General features: G+C 35.0%; 29 protein-coding genes, 2 pseudogenes and 1 riboswitch. Of the genes and pseudogenes, 4 read left to right on the top strand and 27 right to left on the bottom strand.

Annotated elements, in window-relative coordinates; genetic code table 11:
* Nucleotide 1 precedes the first annotated feature (1 nt).
* The 16 genes from ABH966_RS17720 to ABH966_RS17645 form a co-directional block, all read right to left on the bottom strand.
* Nucleotides 2–1633, bottom strand: a complete 1632-nt coding sequence (locus ABH966_RS17720) for a serine/threonine protein phosphatase (protein WP_370080657.1) — start codon at nt 1631–1633, stop codon at nt 2–4.
* Nucleotides 1634–1683: 50 nt separating this feature from the next.
* Complete coding sequence (locus ABH966_RS17715; RefSeq protein WP_370080655.1) at nt 1684–2523, bottom strand: PP2C family protein-serine/threonine phosphatase; 840 nt, start codon at nt 2521–2523, stop codon at nt 1684–1686.
* A gap of 6 nt (nt 2524–2529) precedes the next feature.
* Entirely contained in the window at nt 2530–3057 is a 528-nt protein-coding gene (locus ABH966_RS17710; protein ID WP_370080653.1) for an FHA domain-containing protein, read from the bottom strand.
* Between the two features lie 39 nt (nt 3058–3096).
* On the bottom strand, nt 3097–3672 hold the full coding sequence (locus ABH966_RS17705) for an FHA domain-containing protein (RefSeq protein WP_370080651.1): 576 nt from the start codon (nt 3670–3672) through the stop codon (nt 3097–3099).
* Between the two features lie 36 nt (nt 3673–3708).
* On the bottom strand, nt 3709–4143 hold the full coding sequence (locus tag ABH966_RS17700; RefSeq protein ID WP_370080649.1) for a J domain-containing protein: 435 nt from the start codon (nt 4141–4143) through the stop codon (nt 3709–3711).
* Between the two features lie 92 nt (nt 4144–4235).
* On the bottom strand, nt 4236–4661 hold the full coding sequence (locus ABH966_RS17695; protein WP_370080647.1) for a membrane-associated protease 1: 426 nt from the start codon (nt 4659–4661) through the stop codon (nt 4236–4238).
* 454 nt (nt 4662–5115) lie between these two features.
* Entirely contained in the window at nt 5116–7284 is a 2169-nt protein-coding gene (locus tag ABH966_RS17690; protein ID WP_370080645.1) for a transcriptional regulator, read from the bottom strand.
* Between the two features lie 449 nt (nt 7285–7733).
* Nucleotides 7734–8657 carry a serine/threonine-protein kinase gene (locus ABH966_RS17685; RefSeq protein ID WP_370080643.1) on the bottom strand — a complete coding sequence of 308 codons (924 nt, stop codon included), beginning with the start codon at nt 8655–8657 and terminating at the stop codon, nt 7734–7736.
* Nucleotides 8658–9462: 805 nt separating this feature from the next.
* Nucleotides 9463–9630, bottom strand: a complete 168-nt coding sequence (locus ABH966_RS17680) for a thioesterase domain-containing protein (RefSeq protein ID WP_370080641.1) — start codon at nt 9628–9630, stop codon at nt 9463–9465.
* Entirely contained in the window at nt 9608–9748 is a 141-nt protein-coding gene (locus ABH966_RS17675) for a thioesterase domain-containing protein (protein WP_370080639.1), read from the bottom strand. The genes ABH966_RS17680 and ABH966_RS17675 overlap by 23 nt, the downstream gene beginning before the upstream one ends.
* 52 nt (nt 9749–9800) lie before the next feature.
* Nucleotides 9801–11081, bottom strand: a complete 1281-nt coding sequence (locus ABH966_RS17670) for an MFS transporter (RefSeq protein ID WP_370080637.1) — start codon at nt 11079–11081, stop codon at nt 9801–9803.
* Nucleotides 11082–11111: 30 nt separating this feature from the next.
* Nucleotides 11112–11282 (bottom strand): hypothetical protein, encoded by a 171-nt coding sequence (locus ABH966_RS17665; protein WP_370080635.1) that lies wholly within the window; start codon nt 11280–11282, stop codon nt 11112–11114.
* 121 nt (nt 11283–11403) lie between these two features.
* Nucleotides 11404–12183 (bottom strand): DUF4097 family beta strand repeat-containing protein, encoded by a 780-nt coding sequence (locus ABH966_RS17660; RefSeq protein ID WP_370080633.1) that lies wholly within the window; start codon nt 12181–12183, stop codon nt 11404–11406.
* 93 nt (nt 12184–12276) lie between these two features.
* The gene (locus ABH966_RS17655) at nt 12277–12762 is read right to left on the bottom strand and encodes a hypothetical protein (RefSeq protein WP_483308140.1); all 486 of its coding nucleotides are present in this window, start codon (nt 12760–12762) and stop codon (nt 12277–12279) included.
* A 204-nt stretch (nt 12763–12966) separates the two neighbouring features.
* Nucleotides 12967–13704 (bottom strand): ABC transporter ATP-binding protein, encoded by a 738-nt coding sequence (locus tag ABH966_RS17650; RefSeq protein WP_370080629.1) that lies wholly within the window; start codon nt 13702–13704, stop codon nt 12967–12969.
* Nucleotides 13697–14356 carry a TetR/AcrR family transcriptional regulator gene (locus tag ABH966_RS17645; RefSeq protein ID WP_370080627.1) on the bottom strand — a complete coding sequence of 220 codons (660 nt, stop codon included), beginning with the start codon at nt 14354–14356 and terminating at the stop codon, nt 13697–13699. Before ABH966_RS17645 ends, ABH966_RS17650 begins: the two co-directional genes overlap by 8 nt.
* Nucleotides 14357–14478: 122 nt before the next feature.
* Between ABH966_RS17645 and ABH966_RS17640 the strand changes: the two genes are divergently transcribed.
* Complete coding sequence (locus tag ABH966_RS17640; RefSeq protein WP_370080725.1) at nt 14479–14667, top strand: transposase; 189 nt, start codon at nt 14479–14481, stop codon at nt 14665–14667.
* A 31-nt stretch (nt 14668–14698) separates the two neighbouring features.
* Nucleotides 14699–14935: pseudogene (locus tag ABH966_RS17635) on the top strand (transposase); the annotation flags it as partial.
* A gap of 266 nt (nt 14936–15201) precedes the next feature.
* Here the strand turns inward: ABH966_RS17635 and gcvPB are convergent.
* From gcvPB to ABH966_RS17580, 11 genes and pseudogenes are all read right to left on the bottom strand, one after another.
* Nucleotides 15202–16665, bottom strand: a complete 1464-nt coding sequence (gene gcvPB / locus ABH966_RS17630) for an aminomethyl-transferring glycine dehydrogenase subunit GcvPB (protein WP_370080625.1) — start codon at nt 16663–16665, stop codon at nt 15202–15204.
* Nucleotides 16658–18004, bottom strand: coding sequence for an aminomethyl-transferring glycine dehydrogenase subunit GcvPA (gene gcvPA / locus ABH966_RS17625; RefSeq protein WP_370080623.1), 1347 nt, complete (start codon nt 18002–18004; stop codon nt 16658–16660). Before gcvPA ends, gcvPB begins: the two co-directional genes overlap by 8 nt.
* Nucleotides 18005–18029: 25 nt before the next feature.
* Entirely contained in the window at nt 18030–19133 is a 1104-nt protein-coding gene (gene gcvT, locus ABH966_RS17620) for a glycine cleavage system aminomethyltransferase GcvT (RefSeq protein WP_370080621.1), read from the bottom strand.
* 279 nt (nt 19134–19412) lie between these two features.
* A riboswitch (glycine riboswitch) is annotated at nt 19413–19505 on the bottom strand.
* Nucleotides 19506–19646: 141 nt separating this feature from the next.
* Nucleotides 19647–20165: a shikimate kinase gene (locus tag ABH966_RS17615; RefSeq protein ID WP_370080619.1), complete on the bottom strand. Its 519-nt coding sequence runs from the start codon at nt 20163–20165 to the stop codon at nt 19647–19649.
* Nucleotides 20166–20362: 197 nt separating this feature from the next.
* On the bottom strand, nt 20363–20788 hold the full coding sequence (gene comGF, locus ABH966_RS17610; RefSeq protein WP_370080617.1) for a competence type IV pilus minor pilin ComGF: 426 nt from the start codon (nt 20786–20788) through the stop codon (nt 20363–20365).
* Nucleotides 20781–21098: a hypothetical protein gene (locus ABH966_RS17605; RefSeq protein ID WP_370080615.1), complete on the bottom strand. Its 318-nt coding sequence runs from the start codon at nt 21096–21098 to the stop codon at nt 20781–20783. The genes comGF and ABH966_RS17605 overlap by 8 nt, the downstream gene beginning before the upstream one ends.
* Entirely contained in the window at nt 21091–21531 is a 441-nt protein-coding gene (gene comGD / locus ABH966_RS17600) for a competence type IV pilus minor pilin ComGD (RefSeq protein WP_370080614.1), read from the bottom strand. Before comGD ends, ABH966_RS17605 begins: the two co-directional genes overlap by 8 nt.
* A 3-nt stretch (nt 21532–21534) precedes the next feature.
* Nucleotides 21535–21801: pseudogene (locus tag ABH966_RS17595) on the bottom strand (competence type IV pilus major pilin ComGC); the annotation flags it as partial.
* Between the two features lie 228 nt (nt 21802–22029).
* Nucleotides 22030–22794, bottom strand: a complete 765-nt coding sequence (locus ABH966_RS17590) for a hypothetical protein (protein WP_370080610.1) — start codon at nt 22792–22794, stop codon at nt 22030–22032.
* A 129-nt stretch (nt 22795–22923) separates the two neighbouring features.
* A complete protein-coding gene (locus ABH966_RS17585; protein WP_370080608.1) occupies nt 22924–23823 on the bottom strand; it encodes a helix-turn-helix domain-containing protein in 900 nt (299 codons plus the stop codon).
* A gap of 112 nt (nt 23824–23935) precedes the next feature.
* Entirely contained in the window at nt 23936–24307 is a 372-nt protein-coding gene (locus tag ABH966_RS17580; protein WP_370080606.1) for a hypothetical protein, read from the bottom strand.
* A gap of 147 nt (nt 24308–24454) precedes the next feature.
* Here ABH966_RS17580 and ABH966_RS17575 point away from each other — a divergent pair, with 147 nt between their 5' ends.
* Both ABH966_RS17575 and ABH966_RS17570 read left to right on the top strand, forming a co-directional pair.
* Nucleotides 24455–24664, top strand: coding sequence for a helix-turn-helix domain-containing protein (locus tag ABH966_RS17575; protein WP_370080604.1), 210 nt, complete (start codon nt 24455–24457; stop codon nt 24662–24664).
* Nucleotides 24665–24762: 98 nt separating this feature from the next.
* Entirely contained in the window at nt 24763–25488 is a 726-nt protein-coding gene (locus ABH966_RS17570; RefSeq protein WP_370080602.1) for a hypothetical protein, read from the top strand.
* Nucleotides 25489–25522 lie beyond the last annotated feature (34 nt).

The raw sequence follows: 25522 nt of genomic DNA, 5'->3' as shown, positions 1-25522 counted from the left end.
TTTATTTTCCCTCTTTCATCACTTCAGCATTAGATGGCTCACTGGCAGCTGTCCCTTCATTCGTAGGCGGTGTTGCATTATCAGCAGTTTGCGGTTGAGGAGGAGGATTTAATTTATCATTGGTATTCATAACCTTTCGCTCAAGACCTAAAACCTTCGACAGTAGCTCTGTTTCCTGATAAATTTCCTGTGCAAGTGTATAATATTCAATCGCTTTCCCAAACTCTTGGCGTGCATAGCTCTGATCTCCGCTTTTTTCTAAGCCCTCAGCCTTTAATTCCTTCTGGGCCTTTTTTAATTCAGCAATTTTAGCCTCTGTATCTTCTATTTTTGTCTTTATTTCAGGTTCCCCAGTATAGGCAATTGTCAGGGCTTTTTTTCTTGCCTTTTGATACGTTTCAAGAGCCCCATTGTAATCCTCTGCCTCAAATCGGAAATCTCCATCTTTCACAGCTTCAGCAATTTGTACAATAGTATCCATATTGGCGATTCTTTGTTCAACTACTCCTTTCCCAAAGTCTTTAATAAGCTTTCCTTCTTTTTTAGCCTTTTCATATGACTCAAGCGCATCGTTAAATTTACCTTCTTCCGCGGATTTATCTCCACTAATAATCAGATCGGTAACTCTTAATTTTCTAGCTAGTATATTTCTATGTATTGGATCCTTCAATTTTTTAGCCGCATTCCTGCCCTCGCTATATTCCAGCAGTGCCTTATCATAAGTTCCATCTTGAAAATACTGGTTTCCGCTCTTTTCATGATCTTTCATCTCTACGGTTAATTCAGCCATTTTTTTAGCTTGTTTTGCCTGATAAAAAATCGTGCCTCCACCTACGACCAAAGCTAGCACTAATGCAGCTGCAATCATTTTGATGTATTTCATTCTTTTCTTATTTGTTTCCTGATAAACCTTGTTAGCAAATATAGCTGCAATTGTGTAATTATTAACAACTTTCTTTTGCCTACTTAACAAAACCTCTTCTAATAAATCAATGTATTGCTCAGGCTCTTTTGCTTCTTCCAACGCATCTGCCATTTCAATTTCATTGACATCTTCCCAAAAGCCGGCTGTACAAAGCACTAGTACATCGTCATCCATTAACTTCATTTTCTTAGAAACAAAAGGCTGAAAATCTTTTGGTTTACCAAGATAATTTAGTAAATTGGTTCTTTCCTCATGCTGGCTAATGTCGAGCGAACGATTCCTATTATTCACGATCTCTTGTGCTAAGCTTTGGTCTGTGCTTTTATACGATAAAGTACCATTACGGAAATGATACAGTCTCGAATTTCCGGCAACTGCCACAATCATCTTTGAGTAATCTGAGACAACCATGACAATACTAGCTTTCAATCTCACCCTTAAGCTTTGAGCTTGAAGTATGTCTTGCGCATTTTTCAAATATTTTTTAATGCTTCTTCTAGACATAGATGGCTTTTCCATAAATTTTTCTAAAATTGCCTTTACAGCAAGCTCTGCACTACTTATTTCCTGATCAGAATCTAACCCTTTTATAGCTACCCAGCAGGCTATATCGTCCAGCTCTGTATAGGCAAAGTAATCTTTATTTTGCAAAAATGAGCCCGCTTCGGATAAAAAGCTTGTTTTAAAGTTGCTATTTTCCTTTCTCATGATTACTCCTCCTTATTTACTGACTCATTTAAAGACGACAAGTAAAATGATTACCATGTTTTTTCTAGAATAACGATGGTTGCATTATCTTGATTTTTTAAGCGTTTATGTTCAACGGCTTTAATAATGTCTTGAGCAATATCATAGGGAGTAGCTTGCTGAGAGAGAATTTTTTCCATTTCAACCTCTGTTAAAGTATCATAGACTCCATCACTAAATAGACATACCTTATCCCCTCTATTTAGTGGAATCGGACTTTTTCCTATATCCATATTTTTAAAGCCTTCATACCCTAAATAATTGATAAGTCTCTTTTTCAAAGGATTTTCCTGCACCTCAAGCTGAGATATTTCACCAGATATATATCGCTCAGTTAACACTGATTCAAAAATATGCTTTTGATTGATTGCCTTAAATTCTCCGTTTCGAAAAATGGTTATGACACTATCTCCAACGGCTCCCCAGTGAAGAAATCCGTTATCATCAATAACGGCTGCCACTAATGTAGTACCACCATTCGAGCCATTTAAATTTTCGACAATCATATGATTACTTGCAAAAGCTGCCTCCTTAAAAAATTTTTCTAGCGTATTTAGACCGCTAAGCTTTTTAAATTCTTCAATAAATGTATTGACAGCAACCGTGCTTGCCATCCTACCATTTGCTAAACCACTGATACCATCTGCCAGGACAGCAATTGTCCCATCATTCGTTTCAGCTGTTGAGAAATAATCATCTTGCTCATCACGTCTGCCAATTGTTTGTCCATTTCCGATTTCTATTTTGTTTTTTTCATTTTGTTGCGCAAGCATGTTTCGAATGATTAATAAGGCAACGAGTACAACGATAAAAATAAGCGAAATTATGTAAGGCAGTAGTTTCGGATCCATTTGTCATCATTCCTCACTGTTGTTGTTTTCCCATTCAAAATGAACACCACATAAGGGAATAAAAAGAAACATACTTCTGCCTAACTGAATAACATCATACGCAGCAAGCTCTGTTGGCGTATAAACCGCTTCATTATTAAGATAAGCTAAGCCTGATGCATCTCCTGGAAGTAGATAAAAGTTTCTTTTTTTAGGATCATAAACAATGACTGCATGGTTACGCTGAGAAATTGAATTATCTCCAACAATACGAATGTGCATATCCTCGGCTCTACCAATAAAGTTTTTTTCCGATAAAATCCGATAGTCTCGACCCATTTGTGGCCCTTCAATACAAACTAACCATCCCGTTACCGGATCAATGCCATCCATTTCTCCGAGATATGGCATTGTTTTATCATCTACCTCAGCTACAGCTACTTGCTGACTGCTTGGTCTTTGCTCTTGTTCCACCATTACATTGCAATATGGACAAACATTTCTATGTCTTCTTGAACTAAACATGTGACCATTTGTACATCTAATCAAACTCATTTTCGCTATCCCCCGTCTATGTTACGAATTTAGTTGTCTCTATTTCACTAAAATTCGCGTATTTGCTATGTATATCATGTCTCCATTACCGATTGGGTAAGGGCTTTCGTGTTGTATTCTATTTTTAACGCGCTTATGAGCTTTTTTTAGTCCAACACCATTTACAGAATCAATATCCTCTATGTACCATACTCCAGAAACATTGTTTAATACGGCATGTTCATAGTTGATAAGCGATTCATATTCTGTACCGCTTAAATCGATATCTGCCTTATTGTCAGCTGAACTTTTCCCAATAAGTAATGATGTTTGGTCATCTATCTCCCATTCATCTATTTCAGCTCCTCGATCATTGAGGAGAACTAATTTTCGAATTTTTTTGTTTGTCACATCATCTTTTTTATCTCTTGCTTCATACTTAACAGAGCCATAAACAATTGCTAGTATGACCAACATAAGTCCAATAATTGTTTTCAACATAAACTCCTGATTCATGACAAATACGTAAAGAATGAAAAAGAAGGCGATTATGACAATAATGATATCCATAACTTTTATAATCATTTGTTTCTTTGCGTTTTCAGTGTATGCATCCATTGAATTTTGACCATACATGGTATCACACTCCTTCATACTAGCTATGGCTTCGTTTTACTTGTTAAAAAAACGTTCAAATAAATCTGTTGTATCTAGTGGATTCTTCTTTGCATTCTTGTTAAGGGTTGATCCCATTTCTTTCGTTTTAGGATTAAAGCCAAAAAAGTGCTCAAAGTTTTTTTCAATATTGCTCATATTAAAATCTGGCTTTTTTTCAGTAGACTGTTGGCGTGTAGACTGTTTTTCATAAGTTTGTCCATTACTCCAACTTTGACCAGCCCCATCTAGTTGAGCATCATATGCTTCTCTTGAAGTTTGATCCTTCAGTACTTTGTATGCCTCTGTCACTGCTAAAAAAATCTTTTCAGATTCTTTGTTTCCACCGCTCACGTCTGGATGATGTTTTTTTGATAGTTTTCGATAAGCGAGTTTTATTTGTTCTGGTGTAGCATCTCTACTGACACCTAAAGTTTCATAATGCGTTTTCATGTTTTTCATCCCCAGTATTAGGATTATTCAAAATTATCTAAGGAACTATGAAAGTCCCTTAGATAATGTGGAGTGTCTATCAAGCAACAATCTTAGACAGCGTAGCCGCCTTCGATTTTCGCCAAGTCTGTTTTGTCTTTCTTTTGCTTAATGAATAAGAAAAATTCACCAATACCTTCTGTGTCACCATATTTTTCTGAATAGTCAACGACAAAAGCATTTGGGAAATTAATTTTTCTTACTACTTGATCAGCAGAAATAACTTCTAATGTTACTTTACGGTAACAGTCAGCTTTTTCAGCTGGTACTAATGACCACAATCCTAATTTCATCGTATCATCAGAATTGTCACCATCAGTTGCAGTAAGGATTTTACCTCTTATTTTTAAAGTTGCTCCTACATCTGTAGAACGTGCGTTAGAGTCATCTGGAGTGTCTGTTTCATACTGAACAGACATAATGCTATCTAACCCTAGTTCAATTGCTTCTGATCCTTCTACTTTTAATACAAAACCCATTTTTAGTACCTCCTAGTATTTGTTGAATCGTCTCAATAAATTGCTTTAGGTGAATTTATAACTAGCTGTATGCATTTCTCCACGCCTAATGCAAACACATTAAACATGAAGAAATATGTAATGTTTTCACCTTGCAAATTTATGGAAGATTCTATTTATGTTAAAAGATTTATGAGTAAATCTTAAACATACTACATCAATTATGCCTCGGCATAATTGCGTCCGGAATCGGCTTTGTGCTTGCACAAAGAATTCCTTTCCGATTCCGTGACATCCGCCGGAGGCTTTAACTTCTTTCAGCGAGTGTTTGGATACTCGCTGAAAAGTAGCTTAAATTCGCATTCATCTCACCACCTATAGAGGTGGGAGACTTCTGTACCTGCCGCTTCGCTTTCGGTACAAAAGAGATATGCTGAAAGAAGTTAAAAAGTTTTTGATTGTCTGTGTAAACTTGTTAGGCCTTAACAGCACTACTTGCCTTTGTAATCATGACTTCAAGATTCTTCACATTACCGTTAAACACTAGGTCAATCTGACATGTGCTTGTTTTTTCATCGATAATGTAGCCGATGTCATCTCCATCGTGAATAATGGAGTTTACATAGCCTTTTTCTTGAAGCCATTTGCTTTTTTGGCTACTTGGATTATTACTAAAGAATCGAACGATATTTTCGTGCTTAAAGTCGCCTGATTGGAATCGTAAAATTCTCTCAATATACGTACTAACTTGTGTTTTGTAGATTGAATCAAATCCATCTTCTTCCATCGCTAGACTTCTAGCTTTATACACAGTAATACGTTTAATATCTTTATCTTGCAGCTGCGCATTTTCCGAAGAGAATACAAAGCCAAAGCTTCTGCTGTTAATAGCATCTTTAATATTATTAGTAAATCCTGAGATTTCTTTTGCCATTGTTGTAACGGCTTTAAGTGAGTTATCACCCGCTTCGATATCGAAGCGTACACCAGGATAATTTCTCTGAACATTTCTGAATGAGTCTTTCAAATATTCTGGACATTGATAAGCTGAAACGATTCCTGCTGCTACATAGCTAGCACCAACATAGACGCCCTCTATCCAAAGCTTTAAAATATCCTCTTTCTCTTTAGATAATCGTGCTCCATTTTCTGTTGTCTGCATTCTTGTATCAATGATTACACCTGATTTATCTTTAGGAATAATAGTGAAGTTCGGTAAACATGGTATCGCAAACTCACTATAATCTTTTCGAACAAGCACTGAGCATTTATCGATTAGGCGATCAATACCTGCAGTAGCAATTCCACTGAAAGTCGTTTCTTCTTCCGCCATGAAGTTGAAGAAGATCTGTACTTTATAATCTTTCACAGTATCTAAAAGAATAGATAACGATTCCATTGTATTGCCTTCTTGCTTGGCAACCTTATCGTTCCCTTTAAATCTAGCTCTGCTTACTTTCATTTTTCCAGATGCCTCTAGTTCCAGAGCAGGAACAATTCCATACCACACCGTATCTGTAAAGTCATTTTTCGAGTTAACTGTATTTAAATACGTGCGTAATCGTGGTAGATTATTACTTTTAACGAGCATATCTAACTTTGTGTTCGTTACAAGTAACGAAGGCTGCATACCTTTGTTTTTAGTTGCATACTGGTCGAAGTACATTTTTACGCCCAATAGCTTTTCCATTAATGGCTTTACAGTTTTTACAAATTCATCCTTAGCATCCTTATAGAATTCTAAGTATGTATTGTAATTTTGTACTTCAGTCTCTACATCAAATTCTGCCTTCACAGCTGGTAACGGAGAGAAAGTTCTAACGACTAAATCTTTGACATAGGAGGATGGTGATTCTGTAATCGCCTCATAATCCTCTTCAAAAACTGTGCTTAAACCATAGTTACTATTTTCTTCAATAACCATCAGTTCTGAGCTATTATTTTGCGGTGCCTCTATGATTTTTAATTCACCATTATCACCGATAGAAAGTGTCCCAATTTGTAATTTTTCGGATTCATCTTCATCCTGATTAACACCTAACAATAGTCTTGTTTTAATATCCTCAATTGCTAAAGGAAGCATCGCCATGACATTGTTGTAATTTCTACTTGCTACTTCAAACATCAAGTTTAGCTTGTCTCCTGTATCCAATTTTTTTGGATCACCGTCATCTAATTTGTCATATTCACCGTATAGGTAATGGATTTCTTTTCTGACTTGTCGAATGTCGTCCATAACCTTTTTAGGAGAGATCATATCTAGCAAATTTTCAAATTTAAAATCAACATTCGCAATACCCTGACTTCTTTTCGTATCAATTAGAGTAAAGAGCATTTTCAAAAAATCATTATTTTGGTCAATTGCTATTTCAGAAATACAGTCATCTTGAATTCCTTCTGGTTTCTTTAATGTATACATAACCTTTTGGTTAGCAGCATTGTAGAATGAATAAACCGTTGGAGAAAACTTGTCTAAAAATTCATCGAAGCTTTTGACAAGAAGGTATTCATTCATTTCTTTGATCTTTTCATCACTAAGGCTGTCAATTCCTTTTACATCTCCAACAAGCGTAATTAAATCCATTTTTTCCGGATTAATTTCCTCAAAGAGCATGGTTCTGTTTGTTTGACTAATAATCTCCATTCAGTCGGCCGTATGATTATACAGCCATCCCTCCCTTTTGTAACGAATTTCGAGTAAGCATAATCATCAGTGAGCACTAAATAAAAATTGACTATTAAGTAATAAAATGGTAACGCAAGATAAAGAATATACAGTTAGAATTGTATTCTTAACCACCTACTTCTACATCACTGATGACAATATGTATCACAAAGTAACTATACAACATCTAATTATATTGTCAATATTTACATTTGAATATTTTGTAAAATAAATGTATTTAATTGGGTGCATGGTAAAAAATAAGCATTGAGAAATTTATGATATTTTAACGAATAAAGTGTATGTATTCATTTTTTTTTATTAAAAAACAGCTTATAGCGTATTTTTTTTACACCATAAGCTGCTTCGTAAGCACCTACCTTTAATTGTAAAATGATAACATAGAATCACATTACCTAAATTATTGGTCAGTTTGAATTATTTTCCTTAAAATGGTTCATTATCCTATTGACAATATCTTCAATAGTAATGACCAATTTCATATATTTTAATGAAGAGCACCTCTTCTTCGCTTGCACGGCCAGCCCCCACATTATAGTTTGAGATAAAAGAGTACTCACCTTATTATTGTATATTCTTACATTCTTAATATTATCCTCTATCAACCGCTGCGATATATCAGGTGGAATAACATCAGTCAAAGAATAATAAAATGTTGCTGCTAAACTATAAACATCTGTATATACACCTTGCTCAGATATAGTCGAATATTGCTCAAGAGGAGAATATCCTGGGCTAGTAAATATTTGATAATTTTCATCTATTTTGTAAAAAGTCGCTGAACCGAAATCTAGTAAATATGGATTACCTTCAGAATCAATCAAAATATTATTTGGTTTAATGTCACGATGGAGTATGCCTTTCTTATGTAAATAGCATAAAGCATCAATAAGAGGGAGAAAAATATTAGTGTATAAATGAACTCTATCATTAATAGGATAATCCTTTAAATATTGATCCAATAACGTTCCTTCATAATACTCCATGATGATATAAATCGACTCATTTTCTTCAAAGTGGTCAATATATTTGACCATATTACGATGATTTATTTGCTGCATAATTAACGCTTCATTTAGAAAAATAGCTTTTAAATCCTCGAATTTCTGCTTTGTTGAAGGCAAACGATTAATGACTGTTTTATTATCCAAATCCCGTAAAGCAATGTCATTCGGAAAGAACTCCTTAATAATTAGCTGATTCCCTTCTTGAGTATTTTCTGCAATATAAACAAAGGACAATTTACTAGTAGCAATAACTTCTTTTATTTTATATGTATCATTCAGAACGCTGTTTGCCGGTAAGCCCAATTCAACTTCAGTCGCTTGCATTTTCGATCGATCATCCCTTTCAACACATGAATTACGAACAATTTATTACATCATCACCATAACGTGTGGTTGATTTCGCCTGTCATTTAGTAGGTGTTAGGACACCCACTGATAGGGGACCGCATCCGCACACTTCACCACCTTAGAGATAGGAGTCTTCTACTAGTGAAAGATAAATGGCATACGTTTTAACAACTGTCACCCGCAACTTTTGGTTGCGACCATTATTTTAACTAAAATATAAATTAATGTAAGTATATCAACGTACACCCTTATATTAAATAGTTCTCTTATAGTAGTTCTACATCGTATGGTGGTGTTAGGCACAATGTGAAGCTGTTGCTTTGTTTTTTCCCGGCACTTTGCTGGTGTTTTAAGTCATTTCGCCGGTTCTAACCATCTTTTTGATAGTTCTATTATAAACGCTAAAATAAAATCAACAGATTTTGCTCATTTCATTTGAACACTTTTTCACCGATAAAGCCAATTCTAGTAAACTAGAATTACTCTTTTACAAGGGGCTGAACCAATATAGGAAAAGCTAATGTTATACCTAGAAATACGTCGGTTACGGGAACAAAAACTTCGAATATCACAGATTGCTAAACAGTTGAAATAGCACGAAAAACAGTTTATAAATATATGGCTATGACATTTGAAGAAGCAGTTGAAGAATTTGGTTCAATTGAACGAAAGAAAAAGTTAGATCTTTAACGCGATTGGATTGTGAACTGGCTTCAAGAATATCCTAGTTTAAGTGGTGCTCAAGTATTTGACTGGCTAATAGACCCACCAATCCCCACATCTATCCAACTATGCTCATCAAAAGGTTTAAATAGTATACTTCATATGCTACTAAACTTCCCATACTATATCCAAGAAGGGCAAATGGTGCATCAGTTAATTTTTCTATAATAGTTATTGCTATATCACTGACCATTTCTTTGAAATTACAATAAAATTCTTTCTCCATGTCCCGAATACTCAAGTGGAATAATTTCAATTACTTCATTGATGTATTTTTCAAGTGAGTTGTACATTACAGCAGATCCACCAGCATAAGGTAAGCAAAACAATTTAATATCTTTCACCATTCATTCCTCGATTCTACTCCACCTTTTGCTTTGTATACATTTACTACTTTTATTTACTCGCTGATACTTTCTGATTGATATCAACTTGTTCAACTGTGCTAAACAATCTTTTTGTCACTAATGCCAATAAGATTGTTATAACTGCTACTGCAAATACTAATGTATATACATAGTCTGCAAATCTATCAATTAATGTACCAAATAATACTTGACCAACAGGTACCGAACAAGTCGAAACCGCTGTTAAAATTGCCATTACCTTTCCTAGCAATAAATTTGGAGTTTGTTGTTGCAGTAATGTAATGATAAATATATTAATAATGGTAATAGCGAACATAATTAGCATTGAACTTAACAAGAAAATAAGGTATTGTAGGGTTATTTCCCCATTATTATTTACAAATTCAGGATAAATGGTAAGTGCCATTGGAATAAATAGAAATCCACTTGCAACAAACCAGAGATACAGATTATTTACTTTAAGTTTTTTTGAAATAATACCAATTGCAATAGCCGCAAATATCATACTCAAAGAAATACCACCTTGGGTTATTCCAAATAAACTATCGCTCATACCTAAAGTGATCTTGATAATATACGGAATCCCTACTAAAAATAGTGGTGTAATAAATAAATTTAATGCTGCAGCTATTAATATTACTTTGGATATAAATGGATTATCCTTTACGATGTATGACACTCCATCCTTAATATCCAGAAGAGTTGTCTTCACTGCCCCATAAGGTTGATCTCTCTTTTCAAATGGGATTTTTATGAACAGCTCTAATACAGCTGAGAGGAAAAAACTGATACAAGTTATAATGACGATCATTTCAATGCCTGAGATACTATATAAAAGTCCTCCCAAAACTGGACCTGCAAAATTAGTTATAGAAGAAACTCCTGACACAACACCATTTGCCCCTAGTAGTTTTTCTTGTTCCACTAATACAGGAATACTTGCCTGTACAGTAGGTTGGTAAAAAGCACTAACTATCATCATTAAAGTCATAACAATCCCAATCATCGGAATAATGGATGTTTCACTAGTAAATAAAAATATTGCCAATCCGCCAACTATGACACTACTAATAACATCAAGTATTACCAACAAATTTCTTCGGTTGGTGCGATCGGCAATAGCACCACCGATAGGCGCTAAAAATATAGTAGGAATTGTTGAAACTGCTAATATTAAGCCAAATATTGTTGCTGATCCAGTTAGATCAAGGATATACAATGATAATGCAAACCTTAGAATGGAGCTTCCAAATAAAGTAATCACCTGACAAATAACTAATACTCCAAAGTTTCTATTTAAAGTAGCCAATTCCAAGAATGCCTCCCAATAATTATTTGTTTAAATTAAGCCATAATTAATAATTGCACTAACAAACGCACAGCATGCAATTATTATCAACCACCAGGCCCACTTGTTGGGTTTCCCGTTCTTCTTACTGACTAATCCAAAAATCCCTACTAACAACACCAATACAGCTACTCCTGTTCCTACTAAAAATGGGATTTCCATGTTTTTTTCTCCTTTATAAAGATGAATTATAATATGTCAAATCAAGTAAAAACTCACTAGACCTTTCTTCTCTTGATACTTACTGAAGTAGCATTCTACTTCAGTTATCACTAGTTGTATTTTAAATTTTTGATATTGAAAAAGAACCGCCTCTAATTTCTGCACTAAATATATTTTTTCCATTTTTGTATATATAAGAATCTCCAGAGTGCACTAAAGAAAAATCACTTTTAAAGTTTCCTGAAAGTTTTTTTAAATGACACGAAAAGCCGTCATTTTCTGGAATCTCTATTTTTACATTTGCTCCTGTAGAAGTCGATTTGATTTCCTGTAACATAGTTGAGGAACTCACTTTAATAGTTCTACCAGTTGAGTTGACATTTATTTCTGAAAATTTCCCCGAAAAGTCTATTTTAGTTGCTGTCGTCTGTAAGTGTACTTTCTGAATTTCCAAAAAATCTCCCGATACATTAGACCCGATGGCATGGAAAGTAAATTCCTCTATTTTCCCTGAAAGTTTAGCAGTGCCAGATGTTAAATGACACTTGCATTTTATTGTATCAAGATAATCAACAAACAAATTAACTCCAGTACAGTCAATAGAAATAGAATCAAATTGTTTTTTAGGGAGATATATTTCCAAATTTGTTTTATGAAGATTGAATCCAATTTGTATCTTCTTTTTCCTACCATCTGTAATGGAAAGCTTTCCGTTTTTTACTGTATGATGAAAAAGTTTATGTTCTGGAAACTTTGTATCTGTGATTTGAACAACTTTTATTTCATCATTCTCATTTTCAAAAATATGAATATCACCTGTGATCCAATCTAGTGCAATATCTGATATCGTATGATCTAAACAAACTTTTTTTCTATCAATTAATTCACTATATCCAACCATTTCGTTTTCTCCTTTTCATTTATTTTTTTCATATTTTAGCTATTCAAAAACAATCTTCAACACGTAATAATCAAAATGTCATTTTTTGCAAAGTCATTCCACTTCGATTCTATTAATTTTCCCCATCAAATTCATTGTGGCAATGATTCCTGCAGCTGTAGAAATCGCTAATATAATCAGGCTTAAAGTACTTTTCTCAAAACTGCCTATAACAGCATTTCCAAAGAGAGCACATAACAAGAGAGCTGACACAATGGTGCTAGGAATTGATTTATTGATAAAACCTATTCTCATGGCAATTAAGGTAATTCCATTCATACCTATAGACAAAATAATGATTGTTTTAATGACTGAAAACAGTAATTCTGAGGATAGCGTATCATTAACAATTGGTGAGAAAGATTCAGTAATACTAAAAATAACGATTGGAGGAATATTACTGATAATCATTGAAGCAGTTGAAAACACAACAACTACCGCGATTTTAGAAAGTAATATTTTTTTTCGATTGACAGGATAAGAAAATAAAAGTATCATCTTTTTCCCCTTATATTCTTCTATTACAAACCGTGAAAACATAGTTGCGGAGAGGATGGAAAAAAAAACATACTCATGATACTAGTGAACAAAAAGATATTCGAATAATTTTGAAAATCCGGCTCATTTTCTACTTTTGCTACAATAGCTACAAAATAGATAAATCCAATAAGAAACATACATCCAATCATACTTAACCTCATGTAAGTATTAAGATTATTTCGTCTTAGCTCCAGTTTCATTAATTTAAACAATTTTGACACCCCTATTCATCATTTCAAAGTAGAATTCCTCTATTCCACCAGGATACTGCTTTTTGATATCGGACAACGTTGCTTCTCCTTTAATAACTCCGTCAACAATGATGCTTACTGTATCAGCAATTTGCTCAATTTCACTGAGAATATGACTGGAAATCAGAATGGTCATTCCATAATTATCCACAAGATCCAAAAACAATTTTCTCATATCGCGAATCCCAGAAGGATCTAGTCCGTTTATCGGTTCATCTAATATTAACAATTTGGGTTGATGGGCTAATGCTCTTGCAATTCCTAATCGTTGTCGCATCCCTAATGAAAACTTGGAGACTGGCTGTGAACCTGTGTTAACAAGCCCTACCTTTTCTAAAGCTTTAGAAATATCAACCTCTTCTCTGTTCAAATAAGAAAGATGCAAACTTAAGTTTTCTTCTGCTGAAAGATGTTCATAAAAAATAGGCACTTCGATAATACTGCCGATGTTTCTTAAAATCTTATCCCTATTGACAGTAACATCCATACCAAGCACTTCTACTTTTCCTACTGTTGGTGTAAGTAGACCCGTTAAAATTTTAAAAATGGTTGTTTTACCCGCACCGTTCGCTCCCAAAAAACCATAAATAGACCCCTGTCGAACTGTCATATTGCATCCTTTTATTACTTCTACATTAGAAAGTACTTTTACCAGATTTTCTGTTTTTACTACAATTTTATTGTTATTCATTTTGAATGTATCCTCCAATATCAGAATAATGTTCAGATAATTTATTTATCAGTTGATCACTGACAATATCCGCCCCCAATCCCTTCATCATCTGTTGCAAAAACCTTAAACGATTAACTGTATCATCATGTTCTCGTTCAAATAGAATAGGATTAATCCAAATATTTACTAACAGCATAAAAATTTCTGCACATTCAGTTGGAAAATCCGTATTAATTGACCCATCCTCTTTTCCCTCTAACATGATTTTCGCAATACTAGGTGCATCCTTATTCACACCATTTTTAATTCCTGTCACGACAAATTGGGGATTTTTTATCTGCGTGATCAAGATACTGTCTATGGAATGTGCTTTGGGATCTGCTACCATGTGTTCTAAAATCTTCGTAAGTTTTTCTTTAGAATTAGCTGCTTGAGTATTATTAATCAAATTATCAAACATTTGTGTAGCATAACTAAATTGTTTCTCCATCACTGCAAGTAATATTTCTTCTTTTGATCTGAAGTGGTGATAAATCGCTCCCTTCGACATACCTAACTTGTCAATAATATCTTGTATACTAGTCTTTTCATAACCTTTTTCTTTAAAGAGTACTGTTGATACAGATAGTATTTGTTCTAAAGTTTGTTCTGGATATTTATTTCTTGCCATATTTCTTCCCCCTCTTTAATACCGACCGTCGGTATCTATAACTCATAATACACAACAAATTTTCCCTTGTCAATATAAGGTAATAGCCTTTTATAAAAGGTTAACAGCTACTTCGTTAACAAATTTATCAGCTGATTGCAGGTTATCATGAGGATGATTCGGCAGACTGTTTAACACATGATCTGATTTTTACACAATTGCTTGATACACCTTCACTCACTTCTCAACCGTCGTTATCAAGATTCTTCAAGCGCTTTGACATGCAAGCAACTCATCAATTTCAAATGGCGAATCAGGCGTTACTTGATTGAGTTCATCACATCCGACAATATGGAAAATTTCATCAATGAAGCAAGTATGATGATAAGCCTACTTGCCTATAATTTTACGAACTGAGTACGCTTACTCAGTTTCCAGAAAAAATATAAAGCGATTCAAATCCAAACTATTCGCACACGTCTGATCAAAGTAGCGAGCAAATTGGTGAAATCTGAACGCTCGCTCTATTTCAAAATGTCCTCGAGTTTTGTTTATGAACACTTCTTTTGGAACGTACTGACCTGGGTGCAGCAGCTCCAAAGTGTCTCGACCGTTCCGGTGACGCCCCTCCATTTTGGACGTTTAACCGACATTTCCCCTCTCCTATCCGTCGCTCTCGACTTCCCATCCGTCGATTCGCTGGTTTTGTCCATCACTTTGACACTTCCATCCATCACTATGCAAGTTCTATTCTAAATTCGGCTTTATTGAACCGCCTATTTTTGCCTTTAAAATGGCTAGCAAAAATAAATAAAAAAGCGTCCAACAAGTATTTAAATACTTATCGGACGCTTTAAGGCAGTTAATTATGCTTTTTGATAGCGAAGCACTGGTGTACGAGCAGCGCGTGTTTCGTCAAGACGAGTTACGACTGTTGTATGTGGTGCTTCTTGTACGATTGATGGATTTTCTTCTGCTTCTTTTGCAATTTGGATCATAATATCGCAGAATGCATCTAATGTTTCTTTTGATTCTGTTTCTGTTGGCTCGATCATTAGTGCCTCTTCCACATTTAATGGGAAGTAAGTTGTTGGTGGATGGTAGCCAAAGTCTAACAGACGTTTTGCGATATCTAAAGTACGAACGCCAAGTTTCTTTTGACGACGACCTGATAGTACAAACTCATGTTTACAATGACGGTTATATGGTAGATCATAGAATGGCTCTAAGCGACGCATCATATAGTTCGCGTTTAGTACAGCGTATTCTGTTACAGCTTTTAAGCCATCTGGACCCATTGTACGAATATAAGTGTATGCACGTACGTTGATACCAAAGTTACCGTAGTAAGGTTTAACACGTCCGATTGATTGTGGACGGTCGTAATCGAAGTGATATGTTCCTTCCTCTGTTCTTACTAAAACTGGTTTTGGAAGGAATGGAATTAAATCTGCTTTTACACCTACTGGACCTGAACCTGGGCCACCGCCACCGTGAGGACCAGTAAATGTTTTGTGTAAATTTAAGTGTACGCAGTCAAAGCCCATATCACCAGGACGTGCTTTACTCATAACTGCGTTTAAGTTTGCACCGTCATAGTATACTTTACCGCCAACAGAGTGGATAAGCTCTGCCATTTCGATAATGTTTTCTTCAAATAGACCAAGTGTATTTGGATTTGTTAGCATTAATGCAGCTGTATCAGAACCAACTACTTTGCGTAAATCTTCAATATCTACTAAACCATTATCATCTGATTTAACAGTGATAGTTTCAAAGCCTGCAACAGTTGCCGATGCTGGGTTTGTACCGTGAGCAGAGTCAGGAACGATAACTTTATTACGATGGCCTTCACCGTTTGCTTCATGGTAGGCACGAATCATCATTAACGCTGTCCATTCACCGTGAGCACCTGCCGCTGGTTGTAATGTCACTTCATCCATACCTGTAATTTCAACTAATGAAGTTTGTAGATTGTAAAGAAGTTCCATCGCACCTTGAGCTGTTGATTCATCCTGTAATGGGTGAACATTTGCAAAACCAGAAATTCGTGCAACAGCCTCGTTAATTTTAGGATTATATTTCATCGTACAAGAACCAAGAGGGTAGAAGCCAGAGTCTACACCGTGGTTGCGACGAGAAAGTGCTGTATAGTGACGCATAATATCAAGCTCAGATACCTCTGGTAATTCCGCTGCTTCCGAGCGTAATAAGTTTGCTGGCAGTAAATCTGCAAGATCAACCTCTGGTACATCAAGTGCTTCTAAGCTGTAGCCTACGCGATCTTCTTTGGAAATTTCAAAAATGAGTGATTGATTTTCGTTATGCATTAAGAGCCCCCATTTCCGCAACAAGTGCATCAATTTCTTCCTTCGTGCGTAATTCTGTTACTGCGATTAGCACGTGATTTTTAAGAGAGTCATATGTTTGACCTAAAGGATAACCACCAATGATCCCCTTATCAATTAAGCCTTTATTAATTTCTTTCACACATTTATTTGTCTTTACGACGATTTCGTTAAAGTGTGCACCTTGGAATGCTACTGTGAAGCCAGCAGCTTCAAAGGCATTTTTAGCATAACGAGTTTTCGCGATATTCTGCATAGCCATTTCACGAACGCCTTGCTTACCTAGAGCAGTCATTGCTACAGAAGCAGCAAGTGCAAGAAGTGCTTGGTTCGAACAAATATTAGATGTTGCTTTATCACGACGGATATGTTGTTCACGCGCTTGTAATGTTAAAACATAACCACGACGACCTTCACCGTCTACTGTTTCACCAACAAGACGACCTGGAACTTTACGCATTAGCTTCGTTGTTACGGCAAAGAAACCACAGTGCGGACCACCGAATGCTTCAGAAATACCGAAGACCTGTGCGTCCCCTACACAAATATCAGCACCTAGCTTACCAGGAGGTGTTAAAACTCCTAGTGAAAGTGGATTTGAAGATACGACAAATAAACTTTTTGCTTCATGTGCAATATCGCCAATTACTTGTAAGTCCTCTATTTGACCAAAGAAGTTAGGATACTGTGTAATAACAGCTGCCGTATTGTCATCAATTAGTTTTTTTAAAGCTTCTACATCTGTCACACCATCTTTTTGTGGAACAGTAACAATTTCAATGGATTGACCGTATGCATATGTAGCAACGACATCACGATACTCAGGATGAACCGCCTCAGATACTAAAATTTTCTTACGGCGTGTATGTCCAGCTGCCAGCATACCCGCTTCCGCTAATGCTGTTCCTCCGTCATACATAGAAGAGTTTGCAAGATCCATACCTGTAAGCTCTGCAATCATCGTTTGGAATTCAAAAATTGCTTGTAATTCCCCTTGTGAAATTTCTGGTTGATATGGAGTATACGCTGTGTAAAACTCTGAACGAGAAATAACATGGTCCACGATAATTGGTTTATAGTGGTTGTATACGCCTGCACCTAAAAACGATACGTTAGCATTTGTATCTTTATTTTTCGCAGCAAGTGCCGTTAATTCTTTTAATAAAGCTGATTCAGATTTTGCTTCTTTAATATCATATAGGCCTTTAAAACGTACATTTTCTGGAATATCCCCAAATAACTCATCAACTGAGGATACGCCAATTACGTCTAACATTTCTTGTTTATCTTGCTCCGTCATTGGTAAATAACGATGTTTCATAAATGTAGGTCCCTCTTTTCAACTTTTATTTTGAACGTTTGTAAAACGGTGTTTCAACTGTTACTACCTTTAAGTGCTTACCACGAATTTCGATTTCTAATTCAGTTCCGATAGTTGTGAATTGGCTGTCAATTAACGCGTGACCAACATTACGTTTAGAAGAAGGAAGCTGTGTACCAGTTGTTACTTCACCAATTTCCTTACCATCCTTAAACACTTTGTAGCCATGACGAGGAATTCCTTTATCGATCATTTCAATACCTACAATTTTACGTGAAAGTCCATTTTCTTTTTGTTCAGCTAATGCATCATGACCAAGAAAATCCTCTTTATTTAATTTCACAGCAAAACCAATACCAGCTTCTAGAGGTGAAATTGTTGCTGATAGCTCTTGCCCATATAATGGAAGACCTGCTTCAAAACGAAGTGTATCACGGCAGCCTAAACCTGCTGGAACAACGCCTTTGTCTTTTCCAGCCTCTAAAATTTCATTCCATAAAGCTTTAATATCTTCTGGAGAGCCGTATAATTCAAAACCATCTTCTCCTGTGTAACCGCTACGAGATACTAATGCTTTATGACCAGCAACTTCAACGTCTGCTTGGAAACGGAAGTATTTAATTGTTTTTAAATCAGTGTCTGTTAATGTTTGAAGAGCCTCTTCTGCTAATGGTCCTTGCAAGGCAATTTGTGCATAAGCATCTGATTGATTGTCAATCGTCACATCATATTGATGTTGATTTTCCATCATCCAATCATAATCTTTTTCAATATTTGACGCATTTACGCACAATAAATAATGATTGTCTGCTAATTTATACGTTAATAAATCATCAACAACGCCACCATCTTCATAGCACATTGCATTATATTGCGCTTGACCTACTGCAATTTTTGAAATATCATTTGTCAAAAGATTTTGTAAAAAATCTAGTGAATTAGGTCCAGTTACTAAAATTTCACCCATATGTGATACATCAAATAAGCCAGCACGATTACGTACTGCATCATGCTCTTCTTTAATAGAAGAGAATTGCACTGGTAATTCCCATCCACCGAAGTCGATTGTTTTACCACCATACTTTGCATATTCTTCAAATAGAGGTGTACGCTTTAATTCATTCGTCATTATTTTTGCCCCCTTAATGGTAGTTACATTTTTTACTGGTAGTAGTTCGTCTGCTTTTATTAATGCATCATGCTTCCCCTGTTTGTTCATTCAATTAAGAAATAGGAACTAACATCATTAGCAAAACATTTAGACATAAAAAAAAGACAGACGAACCCCTTTTCGGGATTCTCTGTCCTTAAACCTGAAAGTTACACCAGACTGGCTCGCATTACTACAATGCCAATCAGCCGGCTTTCCCCTTTGGTGGCTGTAGTACTACAGCTCTCTCCAGAGTTGCGTCTTGTACGAGTCCTTTTACCTGAGAGATTCATAACATTTTGTTATTTGCTCCTTCGGTGACGTCTACACGTGCTCTCCCCGCACAATCATCCGCCCAAGATTCATCTTGGTACTATTTAGTATTCAATGAACATTTAGTTACTTATTTGTCTATATCCTAACATTAATTGCATTGAAAAGGCAATCATTTTTTAATCTGTATCAAAACACGAACATTCAACTCATTAATTTTTATAAATGTTCGCCTTTTAACCTTTTGACTTGGAATACTAAATACTCAAGAATTTGGCGGAGTGTTCTGCCCTCTGTTAACACTTGTATATGTCCTGTTTCACGATAGAATCTTCTTCTATAATGATACAGCTTCTCTAGCTCCTCTTTCGTTGAACTCTGTACTATTGGTCTGTTCGGATCATGCTGTATTCGTTTGTATATATCTTCGAATGTCGCATCTAAAAAAAACACGAGCCCACTGCGTCTCATTATTTTTCGATTTTCAGCATTGATCGCTACCCCACCACCTGTTGAAATAATACAAGCTTCGTCTCGGAAATTTTTCAAAAATTCTGTTTCTATTTCCCGAAAACGTGCTTCTCCATATTTTTCAAATATCTGTGGAATTGTCATTCCCTGCTGCCGAACAATCTCATGATCCATATCATAATATGGCATCTTTAACAAATAGCTTAAACGTCTTCCTAACGCACTTTTGCCGGAGCCCATAAAACCAACTAAATATATTTTTCGCATTCGAATCACCTTCTTATAACTACGATTCTACACTGTCTGACAAAATTTGTCCTAATAAATTTATCGTAGCTCGAATATTCAGCTTTTCTAGGTCATTATATGTTCGAAACTGAATCTCATAAGACGTACAATACGTAAGAACAAAAGTAGTTACAAAAAATAATAATGCAATTGCGATTAAAAAAATAGCCCCTCTGTCATTTTTCAATAACTGGAACATAGAAAGTTCGCTCCTTTTTGATACCACTTGGAAGTTCAACAGCTACTGTTAACATATCTTTTTCAAATTGGAACCTACATTTATTAATACCAATTAGCATTGGTACATGACCACCATTTACTTGATCACGAATTAAATTGCTATAACAATCAATAGAATGAATAGTAAGTCCTTCCTGGAAGGTTATTCTCTTTTGGTCTTGTCGAATCGTAAATGAAGAAATATCATTTAAATACATATTCAAATCATAAACAAAAAGCTCCCACTTTGATTGTTCATCAGATAGTACTGTTGTTTTCATTTCTGCAAACCAGAGCATAATAAACACAACAAGGTGTGCAATAAGCACAAAAACAACTAATTGAAATAACGCTTCTAATAATGTATAGCCTCGTTCATTCATCGACTTCACCTGTCAGTTGTATACATTTTTTACGTAATTCTCGTGTATTTTGAAAACTTACACATATCCCCTGTCCATTCATAGACCATTGAAAATCTACATTTTCAACGGTGTTAGTGCCTTCCATTTGCTGTAAATAGCGATAACGCTTTAAGCCTTCATAGGCCGTTTCAGCTGCGATAACTTCTAACTTCTTGTTATAAAGAGTCGATTTCATCATATAGCTGATCGGTATTAATGTCGTGCATAATAACATAACAATGACGATTGATAAAATTGTTTCTACAAATGAATAACCAGATTCATTCAACTCTCGATCTCCCTCGCCCTAACGTAATCACAACCTTTTTAGTGCCTTGAGGCGTTTTAAAATAAACTGTCCCTGGGGTCATAACGTTTCCATTGTAATTGTAAATAATCGTGGTAATTGAACTTGAAGAAAGAATGACTTCAACCCCTTTAGGAAAAGGACGTTCATATAATTCTGTATAAAAATCCTTTTTAATGATATATCTTTTTGATGAACTCTCAAACTTCATCGAAATGTATTCCCTTTGGTGCATGCTATACGTTTGTATATATTGCAGATCTAATTGAATTTGTGTAAAAAATCGCTCAAGCTCCCTAGTTTCCTCTGCTTTAACCGAATACTTTACGACAACCGCTGACAAACACATAACGATAAACAAAACAATGATCATTTCAACAAACGTAAAGCCACGCTCACTTTTTATAGTATCCATTAGTTAAGAGCCATTATTGGAAGAAGTCTTCGCCAAACGTACCTCTCCATCATTAGTAATCATTATCTCTTCTTTATTAGGACAAGTCGTTACATTTTTCTTTAAATAGCCTTTTGCTACCAAATCTTCAATTGTTGGATAAGCCATAAAATCTACTCGATAGGCCTCTACCTGCCCCTGCACCATAGAGATATACGCTTTGCAGCCCTTCTCATCGACGGTGGCAAAATGTTTCGTAACATTTGGGATTGTTATTAAAATTAATACAGTAAAAGTATAATTTTAAACTATTTAACGTTTCAATGAATGTATCGTAAATATCGCTTTTCTTCTATATAAAGGAACAATAATTAAGACCACCCTCTTTCAGAGTGGTCTTTTAATAGTTTTTTAGCTAAACCCAAGACATCGATAGACATCCTATCCGTATGTCAATCAACCATAAAAAATAGCCCCCTTATCAAATAAATAAGAGAGCTTTATATAATTCTTAATCTATCACTTATCTCCAACTGGCTTTAGTGAATTCATTGGAAGATAAACAGCATTATCGAGTCTTCCTTCTAATTCATCGGTTACCAATATATAACCATTGATTTCATGTTCATACCTTGAAAAAACAGTACTTCCCTTTTTCATAATTCTTTCAGTTTTAGATTCTTTTAATGGAACGCCCTTCCCCTCTTCATCTCTTGTTAGTTCATAACGTACACCTCTTTCTCTCGATATTGTCTCAGCGATTTTAAGGTCTGTACCAGGATACTCGTAACAAAATTCCTCACTACCATCACCACTTTCGCAATACTGTAGTAGTTGTCCATTATTTGTATCCTTGAAATTAAAACTCCATGGTCCTTCTAGTTTGATGTGAGATCCGTAATATAAGCCATCATTAATACCATCGCGAGTAATAACAATATAAGTTGGTTTGTTATAAAAAGATGAACGAATTTTTATTGGTACTTCTTTGAAAACTACCAAATCCGTTGCTTGTACGCGGTATTGCCCCATTTGATAGAATATTTTTTTATCATATTTTTCAATATCATACGTTCTAAAGAAGTTATTTCGCTTAACCACTAAAGATTCAAACGTACCATCTGAATTTTTCTTGTATACCTTAATGTCTTTTTTAAAGGTCATTTTCCCTGTTTGCCCTTTTACAACTTCTGCTCCATCATACATCACTTTCGCTTCTGATTTTGTTGGATTTACTACTGCAAATACGAATGCTGCTAGTAACACAATAAATAATTTTTTCATTATTCTCCTCCTACTCAGTTATAAAAACATAATTTCTTAGTATTATATACTAGTAATCTTATATTCTACCAACAGATGTTAAAAACCCAACAAAAGTAGAGTGTTTTCCCATATCATTATCTCATTCATCTACCATTCTACCCAATTATCTAAATTATATGGACTATTACTAATTGATTGTGGAAGACCATCACGTTCTTTTAACCAATTGTAGAAAGGCACTGGACGTTCTTTAGATGGAGTTTCTTCTATATAACGTGATTTACTCGACTTTCTATCTAAACGCTCAGTAGCCTTATTAAATGCACCCACAAATACGGCTCTTAGTGTACTAGCAATTGTCAGTACACCTTCTTTAATATCCATTGCAATTTTGAATAGTACGTTCTTAGCTTTTACAAACTCTGGTGCACTTTGAACCTGAGTAGCTAATACAACCTTGTGTAATTCATCTTTTAAGTTATCTGCTAATGGCAAGCTATTCATGAAATCAAATAGCATCACCTGGTACTCATTCATGTATTCCTTTTTCTTTTCAACTTGCAAAGCTAATTCATTTTCTATATCACATAAATTATTATTTGCTTGTTTAGAACTTAAAAGATTAAAAGAGTTTAAAGATAGGTTTTCAGATTGTGGAGGGCAAACGTTACTCTCACAAGGCTTTTCAGCATTTTGACGCTCGGACATTGACGGTGAGACATCGTAAGGCAAAATGATATAAATGCTTGCACCTTGACCACCTTTGCTTTTTACAGTCGCTTCTTTCTTAATGATTCCTAGCGATTCCAATTTTGAAATAGCACGGTAAACTGTCTTTGTGCTGATCTCCAATGATGTAGCAATTGTTGAAGCTTTTAAATGACAAGCCCCTGGATGTTCCAAAGCATGACTAGCAAGTTTGAAAACGATGGCACGCTCTGATTCAGTCAAGTCATAGTAGTGTGCTGCCATGTGGTCCTCAACAGCTGAGTCCATATCTGCTATTGATTCAAATGTTTTGTAAGTTGCTAAGTATTCAAATGCCATCGTTTTCACCTCGCTTTCTAATCCCGAACTTTAACGGATCCATAAAATGAATATCGTTCGTCTTTTAAAAACTCAATCGAGAGCACCAGTTATGATGCTCCCTGTTCAGTTTTTAAATTTCTTTATAATTTGGCTCACAATTTACACAAACATCATCTGAATAATCAACCACATTTACATCTGCCTCATTGAACGTTTTACCGCATAGTGAACATGTGATTATAGAATCAAACCATTCGAGCGCTACTTTACTCTTGGTAATTATTTCGCTAGCTTCATATGCTCTTTTTTGATAGAAGCTATATTCATAAATTTCCTCATTGAATTCTTTTAGTGTTATTTGTCCAGCTTGATACTTTCGCATAGATACAATAGCTGCAGGTTTTAATTGTTCAGCTTTACTTGCATAATCTTTTTCCAAATCGATGTTTAAATCTAATGCTCCTACCCAATATTCTTTTGTGTGAGATTCATATATCTGCATGTTTAATTCCTCATTTTGATAAATTATTTGTTAAATACATAATAAATGATTAAAATGTATATTGCAACTATTTTATGATTTTAATACATATTTATTTTCAAAATGTGCTATAATATGTTTAGGAATAATATTAAATGAGGTGAATACATGGAGATTACAAAGAAGGTAAAAAGATTACTAGTTGAATCTGATATGAACGCAACTCAATTAGCAGAAAAGATTGAAACAACTCAATCCAATCTATCTCGCAAAATGAAAAACGAATCATATTCAATAACAGATTTAATTAAGATCGCTGAGGCTTTGGACGTTAAATTGGAGATTAATTTCATCATGGAAGACGGTACGAAGATTTAAAACAGATAACTAATCACGGTTGTCTGTTTTTTTATATGTACTTTTTCCTCTAAATTTCCTAGAATGGTAATTGGAAATGTAAAGGGAGGATTTAATATATGAAAAAGCTATTTTATGTTGGAGCATTATCAACACTTTTACTCGCTGCATGCGGTGAAGAGACTACTACAATTACCCCAAATGAGTTTAAAAAGTTGGAAAATGGGATGAGTCCTGATGAGGTAAAAGAAATTGTAGGTGGACTATCGAAAAATCCAGATGCAAAAGAAGATGACGATTTATATTTATTTTTAGATTACGATGGAGAAAATGGAGTGGAAAAAGAATCTTCTGTATCACTTGTTTTCAAAGATGGTAAATTAAGTGTAATTACAGAAAATGGTTTAATGGAGAAAAAAGTAGAAACAGCTCCGGAACACAAGGAAGAAACTCCTGTTGCCGTAACTTGGCAAGACAAAGTGAAAGAAATTGTTACAAAGGAAGGAACTCCTACAGAGAAATACGATGCAGTTATGGTTTATGCAAAAGAATACCCTTCTACGGAAGCCGAAATCAAAGAATTTGAAGAATATATCATTGCTGAATATAAAAATAAAAAGTATGTAGCTGATATAAACAATGCAGAATATATGTTAAGTAATGTCTTTAGAGCAAATGTGATCAATAGATTTTATGGGCAAGTCGACACTCCTATAAATAAATTCGCTTTTGATTTTTACCAAAACACGAAATATACATACCGTGGTGAAGATACATTAGACAGTTCTGCTGTGAGATCTAATGAACGCCAAATGGATAAAGCATTAAAACAAATGGAAAAATAAACAGTTAAGTCACTTAAATGAGTGGCTTTTTTCT

The sequence above is a fragment of the Lysinibacillus sp. RC46 genome, from assembly GCF_041262385.1.
In the GTDB taxonomy this organism is placed as follows: Bacteria; Bacillota; Bacilli; order Bacillales_A; family Planococcaceae; genus Lysinibacillus.
Note: the sequence above shows the minus strand (reverse complement) of the source record. Positions and strands in the feature narration are given on the sequence as shown.